The organism is Arcicella sp. GW821-FHT09D11, from assembly GCF_059416265.1.
Genome location: NZ_JBWKOV010000003.1, coordinates 355,969 through 374,462, shown reverse-complemented (window position 1 = coordinate 374,462; position 18,494 = coordinate 355,969). Strand labels below are relative to the sequence as shown.

Genomic DNA, 18,494 nt, shown 5'->3' with positions numbered 1-18,494 from the left:
AATCTGCATGAGCAAAGCTATGCAGATTTAAGTATTAAATTTATTATGAATTATTTTACTTTAGTTGCCTTATAAGTAGGATTTGAAGCATCTTTCAGATTAAGCTCAAAATCATACGTACCAGCCACTGCAATGAAGTTCTCTCCACCCAATTTTAAAGCACCACTAGTGCCAATTAATTGAGCTGCCGCCGCTGTGGTACCATAATTTGTACCCCAATCATCATTTAATCTGAATTTGAATTGGTCTGCTTTCAACACTACGCCTTTCAATACCCAAGTTTCAGTACTTAAATCATACGTGAATTTCTGGTCTGGTTTATCACCCCAGCCAGTAGCCGTAGCAGCACCCACAATTCCCCAAGGAGCATATTTCGTAATAGTATAGGTTAATTTTTTGAAATCAACCGTAATGAGGTAAGTACCTTTTTTCACTGCGATGTTATCACCACCTTCTTTCAATACACCACCTGCACCACCGTAATTTGTTCCCCAGTCACTGTCTTTACGGATTTTAATTTCTCCGTCAATTAGATTCACAACGCCCCTCCATAGGTCAACGGTTGGGTCATAACTTAAAGGTAAATCTGGTGTTGCCCCCCAATCATTAGCCGCACTTCCTACAATACCCCAAGAATATTTCTCGATTTTATAAGTAAGTGCTGTTGGGTTCAACGTTATTTTATAAGTACCTGCTTTTACGGCAATATTGTCGCCACCAGTACTTAATACACCAGCACTTCCACCTAAGTTAACAGTCCAATCATTATTCTGGCGGAACTTAATTTCTCCATCAATCAACGTAACATACGCTACTAATACGTTGGCAACATCCGTTTTATAGAAAGGCAAATCTGGAGTTGCTCCCCAATTGTTAGCAGCACTACCTACAACGCCCCAAGTAGTAGTTAAGTCAAGTTTAGCAGAATAAGGAGTAGCTTTCAAGCTACCTGTAGTAGAGCTCAATACTGTAGATGCTCCTAAAGACGACTGTACTTTAATGTCAATATCACTAGCCGCTCCTGGCAAAAAGCCAAAGCCCAATAATATGGCATTTAATTCAGAAGCTTTGAACACTTTTTTCAAATCAGACCCTGTTACCACAGAAACCGCCTTTGTGAAGTCACCACCTTTTTTATCAATTAATATGGTATAAGATGGCGCCGCTTTAAAACCATAGTTGGGATTAGCCCATGAAACAGTTAATACTTCGGTATCTGCTTTATCTTTATCCAAGACAAGATTGCTTGATGATAAAGTGACAACAGGAATAGCATTGGCATCTAATACCGCTATTTCTTCGTCTTTTTTACATCCCCAAGCCAGTATAAAAACAAGGCTCATTAGGAATAATTTTTGTATCGTTTTCATCGTTTGATGTTATTTGTCTAAATGTTGTGCTGTAGGCTATAAGCTTTAGGCTGTATGCTAGTACTGTAAAAAGCCTACAGCCTATAGCCTACTGCTTATAGCTTTTTAATATCCAGTATTTTGCTTTAAAGTTGGGTTAGCAATAATATCACCCGAAGCCAAAGGGAATAGCGTACGGAAAGCTTCTACATCTTTACCTTCTTTTACGCCACCTTTCCATGCCCAGTTATACCCAGAAGTAAATTTGCCGAAACGAATTAAATCTGTACGACGATGTCCTTCCCAGAATAATTCACGACCTCTTTCATTCAATAAGTCATTTACTGTCAATGTTGAAAGATTCCCAGCACCAGCACGTTTACGAAGTTCGTTCACTAAGTTCAATGCCAATGAGTTATCGCCAGTTCCTCCACGCGTAACAGCCTCTGCATAGATTAAATAGGCATCTGCCAAGCGGAACAATGGAAAATCAGTATCTGCATATAGTGCATTTTTACCTTTTACCCCTGTACTTGTTAAATTTGAAAACTTCACTACCGCATAACCATTTTCAAAAGTACTGAACTCATCAATTTCTAATTGTTGACCATTTGTATAGAAAAGCGCTCTCTTATCGGCTTTGTCATCAAATAGATTCACCAATTGTTTGGTAGTACGGAAACCAGCCCATTTTTGCTCAGTACCATAGTCAGCAGGATTCATACCTCCACCTATCGAGCCATTAATCGCCAAAGTAGTTACGCCATACGTTTGGGTTTCGTTACCATCAAAATTGATACTGAAAATAATCTCTTTAGACGTATTATTATCTGCCAAGAAATTAGTTCTGTAATTACTAGCAAGCGTATAACCAGCATCAATTACTTTTTTGGCAACAGCAGCCGCCTCTGTATATTTCTTTTGACCGATATATACGTCAGCATTCAAATATAATTTTGCTAGGGTCATCCATGCAGCAGCTTTGTCGGCTCTACCATATTCATTGGTTTTTGGAGCAGGCAATTCGCTATCCAAAGCCAATAATTCTGATTCTAGGTAAGCAAATAATTCAGCACGGGTAGCTTGTTTTGGTAACGTAGCACCCACTTGCTCATTTTCGGTAATCAATGGAACATTACCGTATAAATCAATCGCATGTGAATAAGCCAATGCACGAAGGAAACGAGCTTCAGCACGATAGTTCTTAATATCTTGTGTATTGGTTACGCCACGGCTACTCAATTTAGCATCAGTAGTTTCACGCAAGAATTCATTAGAAACGGCTACCTGAAACAAAATACGAGAATAGAATGCAGCCGAAAAAGAATTGGCTGCCGTCCAGTTCATAGCATGTAAATCAGGTACCCCAGGGTCATTCCATCTACAAACCAATTCGTCAGTCGTAAACTCCTGTAAATACCAATAGGCACGCATATAACTTTGAGAACCACCGTCATATCCTTTTAAATCAACATCGTTATCGCCATTTTTCAACCCTGATGCCGCTAAGCCAGCGTACATTTTAGCTAAGATAAGTTTATAGTTGGCAGGGTCTTTATATACTAATTCTGATACCTGTCCTACATACGGAACAGTATCCAACTCTTTGCAAGAATTCAATGAAAAACAAAGAATTGCTGCGGTTAATACGTTTTTAAATATATGTTTCATGATGATTTTCTAATTAAAAATTAACATTTAAGCCCAAAGAATAAGTACGCGGTCTTGGATATACTTGGTTGCCAATTCCGTCTCTTAATTCTGGATCCAATCCTTTGTAATTTGTAATAACAAATACATTTTGTACGATAAATGATAATTGCGCTCTTACATTTTTGATTTTGATAATATCACTTAAATTGTAGCCCAAGTTGATATTATCCATTCTCAAGAATGAAGCATTTTGAATGTAATAATCAGACATACGGGTTTCTACCGTACCAGTCTTGAAGCCAGTTTCTAACACATTGGTAGATAGATTGCTATTGAAACCAGTGTTGAAAAGGTTAGAATAGATACCTCTGTTTGAAAAAATGTTATTATAAGCATAATTGCCCACATTTGAACGTAACACAAAACCAAAGCTTGCTTTTTTGTAGGTCATCTGCGATGTAAAACCAAATAAGTAATTTGGTGCAGCTCCTTTATAACGATAACGGTCTAAATCAGTGATTTTACCATCTCCGTTTAAATCTTCAAAAACGCCTTCTAATGGTTTGCCACTAGCATCATATACTTGTTTGTAAACAAAGAAAGCATTAGGCACATAACCAGTAGAATGTACCTGTATGGTATTTCCCGTACCGCCTTCAATACCACCCACTAATACACCTACATAACTAGGGTTATCTACTTTAGTCAAAGCGGTGATTTTTCTCTGATTATAAGTAAAGTTGGCGCTAATATCCCAGTTGAAATTCTCAGTCAACACAGGCGTATAGTTTAAAATTACTTCAATCCCTTTGGTTTCTAGTGACCCTACGTTGGTCACTACTTTATTACTAAAGTTGGTTCCAGCCGCTACATCAATTTCATTAATCAAATCTGAAGTAACTTTTTTGTACAAATCAATGCTACCAGAAAGACGTGATTTTTTCAAACCAAAATCTAACCCAATGTTAGTAGATTCTGTTTGTTCCCATTTGATATTAGGGTCATAAGCATTCGGGCGTAGTAATGTATAAAAAGTATTACCCAATTGATATTGAATACCCTGACTTGGCGTATAGGCATTTAAGTACGGATAGTCGCCAGAAGAAATATCTTGCTGACCAGTAATACCCCAACCTAAACGAAGCTTCAAGTCTGTGAAAGTCTGACTGTCTTTAAATTCGTTATTAATTTTCCAAGCCAAAGCAGCCGACGGGAATGTACCCCAACGGTTATTTTCTGCAAAACGAGAGGAGCCATCACGACGAAGTGTAAACGTTGCTAAATACTTGTTAGCCAAAGCATAATTCAGACGACCGAAATATGATAACAAAGCATAGTCTGTTTTGAAGTATGATTTAGTACTGGTTACATCAGGGTTTCCGAATGTTGTGCCATTTTCCTCTTCTCTTACAAAACCTTGGTTTTCAACCCCCGCCATTACGTTGACAGTCTGGTCTGTAAACTCTTTCACATAGTTCAAATAAAACTGGTTAGTAAAGTTATTACGGCTTTGGGTATAATAACCCGTTGAACCTTTATTGGTATATAAGTTAGCAGATACCAAGTTTGACGCTGATTCTTTCCCATCCGTATTAGAGCGGTCTAAACCTAAGTTCCAATTGGCTTTTAATTCAGGCAAGAATGGGAATTTGTAGTCAAACTGGATATTGGCAATAATACGATTTACCGTAGCTTTATTACTTTTTAAATTTAATAAAGACAATGGGTTAGAGGGTGCTAACGACACAATATTGCCATTGCTTTCCAACCAGTTAAAATAGCCACCATATTTCTGATTTTCTACGTAAGCAGGTTGAGTTGGGTCAAAGCCAATGGCTGAACCAATGGCGCCTTCGTCAGCGAAATTACTTTTTGTTGACGAAGCCTTTACGTTTACATCAATCTTCAAGCTGTTATTAAACAACATCGGACTGATACCAAATGAACCTGATGTTCTTTCCAACCCAGAGGTCAATAAAATACCATTTTGATTGGTATGCCCCACTGATACTCGGTAAGGAATATCCTTCAAAACCCCCGTAATACTTAAATTATTATCGTTGCTTAAAGCAGTACGATAGATTAAATCTTGCCAGTTAGTATTGGCTGTTCCCAATAAAGCTTTCTGAGATTCTGTACCTCTTGCATTCACCACTTCTCTGAATTGGTCGCCTGTAAGTACGTCTACATTTTTAGTTTTTATCCCTGCCGAGAACATCGAACTGAAATTCACATTGAATTTATCTTTCTTCGTTCCCTTTTTGGTTGTAATGATAATTACACCGTTTGAAGCACGTGAACCATAAATAGCAGTAGCTGACGCATCCTTCAATACGTTGAATGATTCAATATCATTTGGATTGATAAAACTCAATGGATTGGCTGAACCTTTTACTTCCGCGTTGTCTAATGGTACGCCATCAATTACAATTAATGGGTCGTTACTAGCACTTAAAGACGAACCTCCACGAATACGAATCTGACTAGCTGAACCTGGCGCTCCACCGTTGGATGTAATCTGCACACCTGCTAATTTACCTGTAATTAATTGTTCAGGGGTGGCAATGTTTCCTTTTACAAAATCAGCAGAAGTGATGCTGGTGATTGAACCTGTTAAATCCTTTTTCTTTTGACTACCATAACCTACTACCACTACTTCTGTCAATGTTTTTAAGTCTTCTTTCAAGGTAACATTGATAGCCGTTTTGTTGCCAACTGTAATTTCTTGGGGTAAAAAACCGATAAAGCTTACTACTAAAACAGCTTGGTCGTTCGGAACGGTGATACTAAACTCGCCATTGGTATTGGTTGTCACACCTCTGGTTGTACCTTTAATGGCTACAGATGCTCCTGGAAGCGGACTACCTTTGTCATCTACTACTTTACCCGTAACTGTTTGTTCGGCCGTAGCAGATAGATTTACTTCTGAAATGGAGGTATTCTCTTTCAAATCATTCCCTTCCATATTGGAAGGTAGATTTTTTTCATTTGAAGCGATTTTTGTCTGCGTACTGCCCTCTGACTTTTTTCCAAAAATCAAGTAAGTATTTTTGCGAACTTTTTTGAACGCTAAACCATTGGGAGCTAATAAAGCTTCTAATGATTTCTCCAGACTTTTACTGGCACGTACATTTTCTTGCAAAACCGAAATGCCCGAAAGTGTTTTTTCTTCAAAAAGAATATCAACATTAAATTGATTCTTTAGAGAAAGAATAGCATCACGTAATTTCATGGTTGACGAAGTCTCAGGGCTTCTTTCAACTTTAGGCTTGTTTTGGGCGTATGCCAAAGCTTGCGCAGATAATGGATGGGGTAGGTAACTAAATGCAGTTACCATTCCTCCGATTATCACTAATCGAAATACTCGTTTTTTCATGTGTTTTTAAAAATGTTGGTTAATGGAAATTACTTTTGTAAGACTGTTTTTTAGTTGTGATTTAGTGAGTTGGGAATTGTGATTTAGTGATTGTTTTTTTATCTAATCCACAATTCAATAGTTTTGATTTTTGTTTATGTTCTTTTAAAATTCTTTTAAATCTTTTGTCTTTTTTACCCGCTGATTTATGCAGATTTAATACGCTGATTTTCGCTGATTTTTATATTTTAAAGCCTTTCAATCCTTAAGTCCTCAAGTCTAAAATCCTCCAGTCCTAAATCTAGCGTCTAAAGTCTAAAAATCTTGTGTCTTAAAGTCCTAAAGTCCCCCTTCACTCATCAATCTCAGAAAGCACCACCGTTCCGTCGCTATTTTTCTGATATTGTAAATTGAGTAATTCTTGTAGAATAGAGATTAAATCATCAGCCTTGTCCGCACTAAAAGTGCCTGTTACCGTACGATTCGCCAACTCCTGCGAGTTCATTTTAATTTGTACACCAAACATTTCAGCGATTTGATAAGAGATTTCTTCCAGAGAAGTATCATCAAAAACAAAGCGGTGAACTTTCCAAGCAGTATAAGAATTTACATTTTTTACAGCCTTTATTTCCGACTTCCCCATTTTATCCAATGACACCAAGTCACCGGGCTTCATCATGATATAACGTTTTTCAGTGCCATTCAAAAAGTTCACTTTTACTTTACCTTTGCTCAAAACTACTTTTGAACCACGATTTCTAGCAAAAACACTAAATTCTGTTCCTAGTACCTCTACTTCTAATTTCTGAGAAGTCTTTACGATAAACTTTTGATTATTGATGGTATGTTTTACCGAAAACTCAGCTTCTCCATCTAAAAACACTTCCCTGATGGCCTCATTTTCAAAACTAAATCGTTTTAGTTTTAAGGTTGAATTCGCATTCAATGTAACATTACTGCCATCAGGCAAGCTAATAGATTGCGTTTCGCCATAAGCAGTTTGATACACTTGGTAAATCAGATGGTCACGTTGAAAATACAAAGCCAAACCCGAAAACATTAGAATCACGGCAGCACTTGCCCATTTAAACCAAGCCATTTGCCAAATACTTTTTTCTGCTATCGCATCATATTCGCTTTCTAAGGCTTCTTGAACATCAATGTCTGAGTCACTGTATATTTTTTGAAAAAAAAATGCCTTAGCCTTGTCTTTATCAGCCAGTATTTGTGGGTATTCGTTTTCGTATTCTTCTAACCATTTATAATACACCTCTTTATTTTCAGGGTTGCTAAGCCAATCTGCAATCATTTTCTTTTGCAAAGGACTCGTTCTTCCTGCGAAGTGTTCAAATAAAATATTTTTGCTAAGCGTTGTCATATCGTTGATGATTTGTAAGGTAGTGTTTGAGGCTCTTAGATAAAAAATGTCAGAATCAGTCCGAATAATGAAGGATTATTCAGTACGACATCTCTTAAATGTACAAGTGCTTTGTTGATATGTGCCTCAATGGTCTTCGTTGCCAATTGTAGTTCATCAGCAATTTCTTTGTACTTTTTGCCTTCAAAACGGTTCATCAAAAATACTTTTTGGCATTGTGGCGGTAATTGTGCGATGGCTTGCTCGATTTGTTTTTGCAAGTCATCATAAAAGAGCATTTGGTCTGGCGAGACGTTCGACTCTGGAAATTGTAAATCGGAATTATCAAAGGCAAAAGATTTATTGCCTTGTTCTTGTTGTAAATATAAAAAACAGCGATTTCTAACGGCCGTAAACAAATAGGCACGAAAAGAAGTGCTGATGTGTAAGAAAACTTGGTTTTTCCAGATGTTGTAAAAGATTTCTGCAATAATATCTTCCGCCACATCTTTTGAATAAACAAACCTTACTGCATGGCTACAAAGCGGTTTGTAATAACGATTGTATAACAACTCAAACCCCTTTTTAGGGTCTTGGTTGAAGGCTTGTTTGATAAAGAATTCATCATCCATAATTTTCCCAGTCTCAGGTGCTTGAAAAGCCTGAGTTTTGAGAAAATTATTTGTTGATTCAGATGATATATTTTCTAGCATAATTTTAAAAGGAAATTTCCTTGAGATTGTTGATGAAGTGTATTTTAAATGTATAATATTCTATCAGAATAATTCAATTTAAGAGCATAGACAAAAAAAAGGGTAGATACCCTTAGTTAAATTCAAAAAAAAATTAATATTCTGCAAATAAATTATTTTATTGAGCTTAATTTCTTGAAAATCAGCCAAATAAAATATCCAATAATTCCGCCAATTCCATCAGCTACTACATCGTACCAATCAAAACTTCTATTAAATTCTTTTGGTAAAATAGCTTGCCAAAACTCAATGATAATTCCATAAGCAATGGCTACAAGAATTATTTTCCAAGATTGTTTAGTAGGAAAAATCCAGAAAAAAGTAAAACCTGCAAAAGCGATAAAATGATTGGCTTTATCGTTTACCATTACAACATCTGTCGGAATGTTTTTACTTGGTAACGAGCAAAGTATTAAAATGATGATTGTCCAGATAATGGGCAAAGCTTTATGATTCAGGAGTGTTGTGATAGTTTTCATGCACAAATTTACAAAAACTATCGTTTGTGGTCTTTTAGGAGAATTATTAATTGTTAATAAAAAGGATAGGAGGGCATAAAGCTATTAAGTCCTTCATCCCTAGCGAGGGACTTAAGTCCCTCGCTAGGGATAAGAAATTTACGTATTCAGGCTGTGACATGAGGAGACCAAAGCTCGGTTTGAAAGGCGATTTAAGCCTATTTGAACCAATTTTATTAATAATTACATGTTCATTTTAACTCTTTTAAAAGATGTGGGTAATCAATAGAACTTAAGTCTCTCGCTAAGGATGAAGGGATTTTTTCAGGTGAATCGGAAATATATTACTTTTTTAATAAAATAATTAACCAATTAGCCTATAGATACTTTTATTTTTGTCATTTTTTACTTTACTTTTGAAAAGAAATAAGATTTTAAAATTTACTCATAAAATTTAATGATGAAAAAGCTCTTTATTTACTTGTCGCTTTTGACTTTCTCATTGACGACTTTTGCCCAAAATCAGTACAATATCATTCCTATTCCTCAAAAGCTAACTCCTCAAACAGGAGAGTTTGTCGTAGGCAAAAATACAAGTATTGTTTCAACTACGGAATTCAAAGATGTTGCTAATTTCTTGAATGAGCAATTGAATTTGGTAGTTGGTTCTAATAAGAAAGTAGTTATTAAAGAAAATGGGTTAGCTAGCTCAGCTATTCAATTTGTAAAAAATGCCCAATTAGGAGATGAAGCATATACTTTAAAGGCTAGTGCTAAACAAGTAATCATTGCAGCAAAAACGGCTAAAGGTGCCTTCTATGGTGTACAAACTTTATTACAATTATTACCCACACAAGTTTTCAGTGAAGCAAAGGTTGAAGGAATAAAATTAGCGGTGCCTAATTGTACTATTGAAGATGCGCCACGTTATGTTTACCGTGGATTGCATTTAGATGTAGGTCGCCATTTTTTCCCTGTTTCTTTTGTGAAGAAATATATTGATTTAATTGCTTTGCACAAGTTCAATACATTCCACTGGCACTTAACAGAAGACCAAGGTTGGAGAATTGAAATAAAAAAATACCCTAAACTAACACAAATTGGTTCGGTTAGAAAACAAACGTTAGTAGGTCGTTATGGATCAGGTAAATACGATGGTAAATCTTATGGAGGATTTTACACACAAGATGAAATAAAAGAAGTTGTAGCTTACGCTAAAACCAAGTTTGTTAACATTGTGCCTGAAATTGAAATGCCGGGCCATGCACAAGCTGCTTTGGCTGCTTATCCAGAATTAGGCTGTAATCCAGATAAAATTTATCAAGTACACACTACTTGGGGTGTTTCTGAAGATGTTTTTGCACCAAGAGAAGAAACATTTACTTTCTTAGAGAACGTGCTTACAGAAGTAATGGCATTATTTCCTGGTCAGTATATTCACATCGGGGGTGATGAATGCCCGAAAGAACAATGGAAAGTAAGTCGTTTTTGTCAGGATTTAATGAAACGTGAAGGCTTGAAAGATGAGCATGAACTACAAAGCTATTTCATCCGTAGAATTGACAAATTCATTACTTCAAAAGGTAGAAAGATGATTGGTTGGGATGAAATTCTGGAAGGTGGTTTGTCGCCAAATGCTACGGTAATGTCTTGGAGAGGCGAAGAAGGTGGGATTGCTGCTGCCAAAGAAAATCACGATGTAATTATGACCCCAGGCTCTTATTTATACTTAGATCATTATCAGGCTGACCCTAAAACAGAGCCTTTAGCGATTGGTGGTTTCTTGCCATTAGAAAAAGTATATAGCTACGAGCCAGCACCAAAAGAACTAACAGCTGAACAGCAAAAGTTTATTTTGGGTATTCAGGCAAATGTTTGGACGGAGTACATGGAAACATCTAATTATATTGAATATATGGTTTTCCCAAGAGCTTGTGCAGTAGCAGAAGTAGCATGGTCGCCAAGTGCTTCAAAAAATTATGCTGACTTTACAAAACGTTTGAAAATTCACGTTGAACGTCTTGGTAAACTAAAAGTGAATTACGCTAAAGGGTTCTTGAGTGTAAAATAGCTTTCGGACATCGGATTTAAGATGTCGGATTTGACGTTTAGATTTTTGATTAGAAAACTATAATAGAGAGTATATTATCCAATTTTATTTATCATAGATTATTACTAATCCGATTGTTATTAGCCTTGGCTAATAACAATCGGATTTATTTTTGTAAATCGATTTGAAATGATAGCCGACAGCTGAAGTCCGAAAGCTATTACTCACATCCAAAATCCGCTTACTAAAATTAGTACGCCCATTGCTATTTTTATAACTTTGCGATTGCAAACAAGAAATGTTAGTATATTAATATAAGTTTCAGCAGATACAATGAAACTTCAAAGAGCGATTTCGTTCACCTGATACAAATTTTATGAGCAAACCATTCAAAAGAACCACCGTTACAGCAGCGTTGATTTATGCTAACGGCCCTATTCATATCGGACACATCGCTGGTTGTTATCTGCCAGCAGATATTTATGTGCGTTACTTGCGTGCTACAGGACAAGACGTAAAGTTTATCTCAGGAACAGATGAGCATGGAGTACCTATTACAATTAAAGCCAAAAAAGAAGGCGTTACTCCGCAGGAAGTAGTAGATAAATACTATGGAATCATCAAAGATTCATTTGAAGAGTTTGGGATTTCGTTCGATATTTATTCTAGGACTTCCAACAAAGTACACCATGATATGTCACAAGATATTTTTAAAAATATCTATGATAAAGGGCAGTTCGTGGAGGAAACTACCGAACAATATTATGATGAAAAGGCACAGACTTTTTTAGCTGACCGTTATATCATTGGTACTTGCCCTAAATGTGGGAACGAAAATGCTTATGGCGACCAGTGCGAACGTTGCGGTTCGACGCTTTCGCCTACAGAATTAATCAATCCTCGTTCGGCATTAAGTGGTGAAAAGCCAGTCATGAAAGAAACTAAAAACTGGTATTTGCCTTTGGATGTGATGCAACCTGCTTTAGAAAAGTACGTTGAAAGCCATCCAGAATGGAAAACAAACGTAATGGGACAAGTAAAGTCGTGGTTGAATGATGGATTGAAACCACGTGCGATGACTCGTGACTTGGATTGGGGTATCAAAGTACCATTGCCAGATACGGAAGGAAAAGTAATGTACGTTTGGTTTGATGCCCCGATTGGCTATATTTCCATGACCAAGGAATTAACAGAAGATTGGGAGAAATATTGGAAAGAAGAAGATACTCGTCTGGTGCATTTTATCGGGAAAGATAATATCGTATTCCACTGTTTGATTTTCCCTGCTATGTGTATGGCTGATGGTAGATTTATTTTAGCAGACAATGTTCCTGCGAATGAATTTATGAATCTAGAAGGCGATAAAATCTCGACATCACGCAACTGGGCAGTTTGGTTACATGAATATTTGCGTGAGTTTGAAGGCAAACAAGATATTCTTCGTTATGTTTTGGCAGCGTCTGCACCCGAAACCAAAGATTCAGATTTTACTTGGAGCGATTTCCAAATTCGTAATAATTCTGAATTAGTGGGTATTTTTGGGAACTTCATCAACCGTGCGGTAGTGCTTACTGAAAAGAATTTTGAAGGTAAAGTACCTAAGCAAGGAGCGTTGAATGATTACGATAAGCAAGTCTTAGCTACTTTAGCGGATATGCCTGCAAAGATTGGTGATTCTATTGCTAATTATCGTTTCCGTGAGGCTTTGGCTTTGATGATGGATGTAGCGCGCTTAGGAAACAAATACTTGGCAGATACAGAACCTTGGAAAGTAATTAAAACAGATGTTGAACGTACAGGTACGATATTGAATATTGGTTTACAGATTGCTGCCAACCTTTCTATTGTAGCTGAACCTTTCTTACCATTCACTGCTGAGAAAATTCGTACAATTTTAAATACCGAAGCCTTTGCTTGGAGTGAAGCAGGTCGTGCAGATTTACTGGCGGAAGGACAAACTGTAACTAACGTAGGACTTTTGTTTGAAAAAGTAGAAGATGCTACGGTAGCCGCACAAGTACAAAAATTAGAAGATGCCAAACAACAGAATCTTTTAGCAGGCAAAGAAGTAACTGCTTTGAAAGAGGAAATTCAATACGATGATTTTGCCAAAATGGATATTCGTATCGGTACCATCATTGAAGCAGAGAAAGTAGCTAAAAGTAAAAAGTTATTGAAATTGAAAATCGAAGATGGTATCAAACAAAGAACTATATTGAGCGGTATCGGCGAACATTTCCAACCAGAGAACATCATTGGTCAACAAGTAAGCTTTTTGGCAAACCTTGCGCCTAGAAAAATGATGGGGATGGAATCGGAAGGAATGATTCTGATGGCAGAAGACAAAGATGGTTCTTTGGCTTTTGTACAACCAAGTAAAAAAGTTTGGGATGGAGGAACAGTAGCCTAACCCCAAATTTATACCTTAATATTACTCAGCCTCGATTCTTGAATCGGGGCTATTTTTTTGAAGAGTTATTAAGTATGCTATAGCAACTTGATAGAGAAATATACTCACTTAATCTTTCTTAAATTTAAAATAAATTTAGGAAATACTTAAAAATAAAATAAGGACAGGAGAAACCCCCGCCCTTATCTGTTTAACCTCTAAACCTATTTAACTATGAAAATTAATACAAATATAAGCTAAATTCTGGTTATTTAAACATTAAATGTCCCATGAATTTTTACTATTTTTTGACAAAAAAGCATTTTAAGTGATAAAACTTGAAAATCGATGTACATACAGACATTTTTAAGTTTTAAGTATTCACTTTTTAATGTATCAGAATGATAATTTCTATTTTAAAGCCTCACGATTGATGACCGTAGCGGATGCTTGCGCTACTGGAAATAAGGTAATGTCTGCCATTACTACATGCGGAGGTCGAGTGACTGCAAAGGCAATAATATCTGCGATGTCTTCGGCCTTCAAGGGTTCAAACCCTTTATAAATAGCATCTGCTTTTTGTTCATCTCCTTTAAAACGAACCATTGAAAATTCAGTTTCAACTGCTCCCGGTGCTACATTGGTTACTTTGATACCAAATGGATTTAAGTCCAGCCGCATCCCTTCAGAGATAGCCTCTACTGCTGCTTTAGAAGCACAATATACGTTTCCGTTTGGATAAGTACTTTTGCCTGCAATAGAACTTAGGTTGACGATGTGACCTTGCTTTCTAGCTTTCATCCAAGGCATAATTACCCTCGAGACGTATAGTAAGCCTTTTACATTACCATCAATCATGGCATCCCAGTCGTCTGTTGAACCATCTTGAATAGGCCCCATCCCATGTGCATTACCCGCATTGTTCACAAGAATATCTATATTCTTTGCTGATTCAGAAAGCGAGTTCAACGCATTTTCTACTTGTTCTTTATTTCTTACATCAAAAGTTAGTATTTGTACGTCAACTTTTCCTGAAAGACTTTCTTTTAAAGCTTCAAGCTTTTCAATACGTCTTCCACATACGATTAAATTGATTCCTAATTCAGCAAATGCCTCGGCAGTTGCTTTACCAATTCCAGAGCTTGCGCCAGTAATAAGGGCTAATTTTGACATTTTTATTTATTTGAATGAAGTAAAGTCGCTGATTATTTTAGCGGAGAAAAGTCTACAGGCGTTAAATATTCAGAGGTGACTGTTAACGTTAGTGAACTTCCAGCTTTCTCCTCGGAAGCCTTTCTAACAGCTTGCCACTCTGGGTCTGCTCCAAACGATTTGAATGAAGCCAAGCCTGCCTCTTTGGTTTTATGGGCTAAGAAGTAAATTAAAATATCATCAGCACCTTGTTCTTTGTCTGTAGGCGTCCAATAAATGATATTAGTCATGCCATGCTTTTCAAATAATTTCAAGGTATGGTTTCTGAATCTTTCTAACAAACCCGATAAATTATTGGGAGTAGTTTTGTAGGTTCTCAATTCAAACACTCTGTCACCCACACTTTTTAAATTATTGGGTGAAAAATCAGTAGTTTTCAAAAAGGTGCTTTCTACTTTGGCTACTATTTCACCATTGGCATTGGTTTCTTTCGCTACTTTTATCCAACCTTTATCATTAGAAAAGTCTTTCCATGATTTCTCACGGGCTTCACGTGATGGATATGATAGCACATACACCATTTTATTGTCTTTGTTATCCAAAGGCAACCAAAAACCTTCTAAGCGCATTTTATGTTTTTTAAAATAGTGTAAAGTATGTTCCTTAAACCTATTCATCAACACATCAAATTTGCCCTCGCTTGCATAATATACTCTTAATTCATACACACGGGTATTGGCATCATCACCTTTGTTGGCAGCTAATATCGAAAAACTTGTCAACAAACACACAAGGAAGGCTAAAATTGGGCTTTTCATAGTTTTTTAAATGGTTAATTTTTGAGTCCTGTAATTTATGATTTTTAACGATAAGTAAGATACTAAAACTTATAAAATTGTTAGTTCTACTCGTCTATTTTTCTTTTTATTTTCTTCTGAATCATTCGGGAAAAGCGGTCTGTTGCTTCCATAACCTTTGTAATGCAATCTCCTTTCTTCAATTCCTTTGCTTACTAAATAATTATAAACAACGCGTGCTCGGTTTTCTGAAAGAGCAAGGTTTAGCCTTGTATCTCCAATATTATCAGTATGTCCACTAATTTCAATCTTGACTTGTGGGGCACTCTTCAAGAGTTCCGCCATTTTATTAAGCTCTTCATACGAAATTGATTGCAACACAAAACTACTTTGTTCAAAATACACATTATCAAGGGTAATTGCTTGCCCAGTTTCTATATTAGCCAAATCTTTAATTTTTGAACTTTCAATAGGAGCTTTCGTGGTAGCTACGCTAGAAGGAGGGGTATTCTTTGTATTATTTAGCGAAGGTATCTTTTTCAATAAAACAGTATAGAAAACAGCTTTTTTAGAAGACGCATATTTTACCTGTTCTACTTTCAGCTCATAGTCTTTCGCAAAGGTCTCAATCTGATACAGGTCTTTGTCTGCTAACGCTAAGTAATATTCGGTAATGTCATCTGAAGTATTGACAGTAAATGATTTTTTACTTTTGTTAGCAGTTACCTTAAAAGTAGCACGCAATACTTTCCCACTTGTAGAATCAATTGCCGATAACACCAAACCTTTGATTTTTTGTTTAGGCATTAAAAAACACTCTAAGTCAGTTTGTTTAATTTTTGATAACTCCTGTTGATACCTTTCAAACCCATTCGTATTGATTTCTAACTGATAAGTATCGTCAGGAGCCAAGCTTACTAAAGCATCGCCATTTTTCAGTCGTTCTATTTTCGGGTGATTTGCTTTATTACTAAGATTTACAACTTCTACTTTGTCAGCAATAACTACTTCTCCGTTGAGCTTATTTTTTGCCTTGATAGTTAAGTGTACCAAGTTTTTCTCTAACCGAATGGTGTAATTATACTTTTTGGTAGGGTTAAAATCTGCCATGTTAAAAGTACTTTGCTTAGAAATATAATGTTCGGCAGCAGTTTCAATCGTAAAAATCTCTTGAGTTGTTACCCTCACACTTGCTTTGGATTCATTTCTAAACACTATATTCCTTTTTAATCGCTCAAGTTTAATATTGATAAGCGATTTAATGGGCTTTTCTGTTTCGGCATCTACTACCTCAAAATTTACAGGAAGGCTATTTTTATACAGTAAAAAGTTGACAGAATTTCCCTGAGGGGCTTTTACTACTTTCTCTTTTAGTTCAATATAATCTTCGGCATTGATGATAAACTCATATTTGCTTGAAAGTTTCAAATTGGCGGCATATTCTTCTGAATTTGCTTTTTTTGAAGCATTTTTAATTTCAGAGGCATTCAAATCAACAATTTTTACCTGAGCATTTTTGATAGATTCCTTAGTATCTGCATCCAGTACTTTGATGGATAGTGGATAACGTTCAAAGACTAGGGGTATCGCAAAATCATGATGCGTTGTAGAGGTTAAATCCTTAATAGAGATATTAGAATGAGCATCTGCATAGCCGTCTGCACGCACCAATACTGCCAAATTGTCTTGTTGTGATAAAGAAAATGAGAAAAAAGTGTTCTTATTGTCAGTGCTACCTTTGAATACTTCTCCCGTTCTTTCAGAAGTAACTGTAAAGTCTGCTAGAATGCTTTCTTTAGTATTTTTATTGATAGCCGTAAAATTTATAGTAATATTTTTAAGCTGAATATTTGATTTATTTATCTGATTTTGAGGTACTTGTGTTTTTTGTTGATTATTTTTTAAAGTATCTGTCAACTTTTTTTCAATAAAAGTCGTAGATATTATAGAATAGGCACGATTTTTATTACTTAATAAATTAGGTAAATTGTTCTTTGAAATTGAGTGTTTATAATTAATTCCATTTATATCTGTCGATGTCAATAAATTAGTTGAATTTAACAGGGTAGGATAAGTACTTGGATTTTTCGAAAAGGCGGCTTCCTTTATCAAGCATAATGTTAATGCGAGGATGGCTGGACTTATCCTAATAGTAGCTTTGTTTTTCATGATTGGATACATACTATACAAAATTACTTAATTTTGATGATTGATTCATGAAAAAAAGAATACAAAGTTAATTTCAAATATATTTTACAGATGAAATACCTAATTGTTGGTCTCGGAAATATTGGACCAGAATATTTGCTTACAAGACATAATGTTGGTTTTATGGTGTTAGATAAGCTTGCAGCGAGTGTAGAAGCGAAATTTTCGATGGAGCGATTGGCCTATCACACCGAAATAAAACATAAAGGAAAACAAATTCATTTAATAAAACCTACCACCTACATGAATTTAAGCGGAAAGGCTGTTAACTATTGGATGAAGGAGTTGAAAATTGAAAAAGAGAATGTTTTAATCATTACTGATGATATAGCTTTACCTTACGGAAAGCTAAGAACAAAAAGTAAAGGTTCGCACGGAGGGCACAACGGATTGAGGAATATTGAGGAAGTATTGGGTAGTTCCCAATACGCTCGTTTAAGATTTGGTGTTGGCGATGATTTTGGTAAAGGAAGACAAGTAGAATATGTTTTAGGAAAATTTGATGGAAGTCAGTTTGCAGAATTGCCAGAACATCTAGACCGCGCCATAGACATTATTTTTAGTTTTTGTTTACAAGGAATAGATAAGACGATGAACTCGTTTAACCAGTAGTTGTATTATTCTAATATTTTGAAAATAAATTAAAATAATTTAGAACAAAATATTTGCAATGTTTTTGTTATGCATGCAGAATAATATTCTGATTATTTTTAGTTTTGTTTTGCTATCAAGTGTTTTTTGATTGATTTTTAGGTAGTTACTACTAAATTTTGTGCAAGGAATAGGCAATGATATTTGTATATTTATATAATATTGCACAACTTTGCAACGTTATTTATAAAAATGAGTCTTTGTACAAAACCACGAATTATTTTTTTATTATTTTTTTAAAATAATTTCAAAAACGAACTTTTTTGGCAAAGAATTTGTATTATAACTAACAAGACAATGATAAAGCTGATACACAGATTATC

At 35.7% G+C, this 18,494-nt stretch carries 11 protein-coding genes and 1 pseudogene; 3 read left to right on the top strand and 9 right to left on the bottom strand.

The window, feature by feature from the left end; all coding sequences use genetic code 11:
- Positions 1-50: 50 nt before the first annotated feature.
- The 6 genes and pseudogenes from AC07N0_RS11720 to AC07N0_RS11695 form a co-directional block, all read right to left on the bottom strand.
- The gene (locus tag AC07N0_RS11720; RefSeq protein WP_494589311.1) at positions 51-1,370 is read right to left on the bottom strand and encodes a SusE domain-containing protein; all 1,320 of its coding nucleotides are present in this window, start codon (positions 1,368-1,370) and stop codon (positions 51-53) included.
- Between the two features lie 105 nt (positions 1,371-1,475).
- Positions 1,476-3,020 (bottom strand): RagB/SusD family nutrient uptake outer membrane protein, encoded by a 1,545-nt coding sequence (locus AC07N0_RS11715; RefSeq protein ID WP_492799913.1) that lies wholly within the window; start codon positions 3,018-3,020, stop codon positions 1,476-1,478.
- Positions 3,021-3,033: 13 nt separating this feature from the next.
- Positions 3,034-6,378: a SusC/RagA family TonB-linked outer membrane protein gene (locus AC07N0_RS11710; protein ID WP_494589310.1), complete on the bottom strand. Its 3,345-nt coding sequence runs from the start codon at positions 6,376-6,378 to the stop codon at positions 3,034-3,036.
- A 331-nt stretch (positions 6,379-6,709) separates the two neighbouring features.
- Positions 6,710-7,735: a FecR family protein gene (locus AC07N0_RS11705; protein WP_494589309.1), complete on the bottom strand. Its 1,026-nt coding sequence runs from the start codon at positions 7,733-7,735 to the stop codon at positions 6,710-6,712.
- A 35-nt stretch (positions 7,736-7,770) separates the two neighbouring features.
- The gene (locus tag AC07N0_RS11700; RefSeq protein WP_492799910.1) at positions 7,771-8,427 is read right to left on the bottom strand and encodes an RNA polymerase sigma-70 factor; all 657 of its coding nucleotides are present in this window, start codon (positions 8,425-8,427) and stop codon (positions 7,771-7,773) included.
- A gap of 152 nt (positions 8,428-8,579) precedes the next feature.
- Positions 8,580-9,014 (bottom strand): annotated as a pseudogene (locus AC07N0_RS11695) (VanZ family protein); the annotation flags it as partial.
- A gap of 367 nt (positions 9,015-9,381) precedes the next feature.
- Between AC07N0_RS11695 and AC07N0_RS11690 the strand changes: the two are divergent.
- Both AC07N0_RS11690 and metG read left to right on the top strand, forming a co-directional pair.
- Positions 9,382-10,995, top strand: coding sequence for a beta-N-acetylhexosaminidase (locus AC07N0_RS11690; protein ID WP_494589308.1), 1,614 nt, complete (start codon positions 9,382-9,384; stop codon positions 10,993-10,995).
- Positions 10,996-11,350: 355 nt separating this feature from the next.
- Positions 11,351-13,384, top strand: a complete 2,034-nt coding sequence (gene metG / locus AC07N0_RS11685) for a methionine--tRNA ligase (RefSeq protein ID WP_494589307.1) — start codon at positions 11,351-11,353, stop codon at positions 13,382-13,384.
- A 390-nt stretch (positions 13,385-13,774) separates the two neighbouring features.
- Here metG and AC07N0_RS11680 read toward each other — a convergent pair whose 3' ends face one another.
- From AC07N0_RS11680 to AC07N0_RS11670, 3 genes are all read right to left on the bottom strand, one after another.
- Complete coding sequence (locus AC07N0_RS11680; protein ID WP_494589306.1) at positions 13,775-14,536, bottom strand: SDR family NAD(P)-dependent oxidoreductase; 762 nt, start codon at positions 14,534-14,536, stop codon at positions 13,775-13,777.
- Between the two features lie 32 nt (positions 14,537-14,568).
- Positions 14,569-15,333, bottom strand: coding sequence for an NIPSNAP family protein (locus AC07N0_RS11675; RefSeq protein WP_492799905.1), 765 nt, complete (start codon positions 15,331-15,333; stop codon positions 14,569-14,571).
- Between the two features lie 69 nt (positions 15,334-15,402).
- Complete coding sequence (locus AC07N0_RS11670; RefSeq protein ID WP_494589305.1) at positions 15,403-17,481, bottom strand: OmpA family protein; 2,079 nt, start codon at positions 17,479-17,481, stop codon at positions 15,403-15,405.
- A gap of 90 nt (positions 17,482-17,571) precedes the next feature.
- Between AC07N0_RS11670 and pth the strand changes: the two genes are divergently transcribed.
- On the top strand, positions 17,572-18,132 hold the full coding sequence (gene pth / locus AC07N0_RS11665) for an aminoacyl-tRNA hydrolase (protein ID WP_494589304.1): 561 nt from the start codon (positions 17,572-17,574) through the stop codon (positions 18,130-18,132).
- Positions 18,133-18,494: the final 362 nt, after the last annotated feature.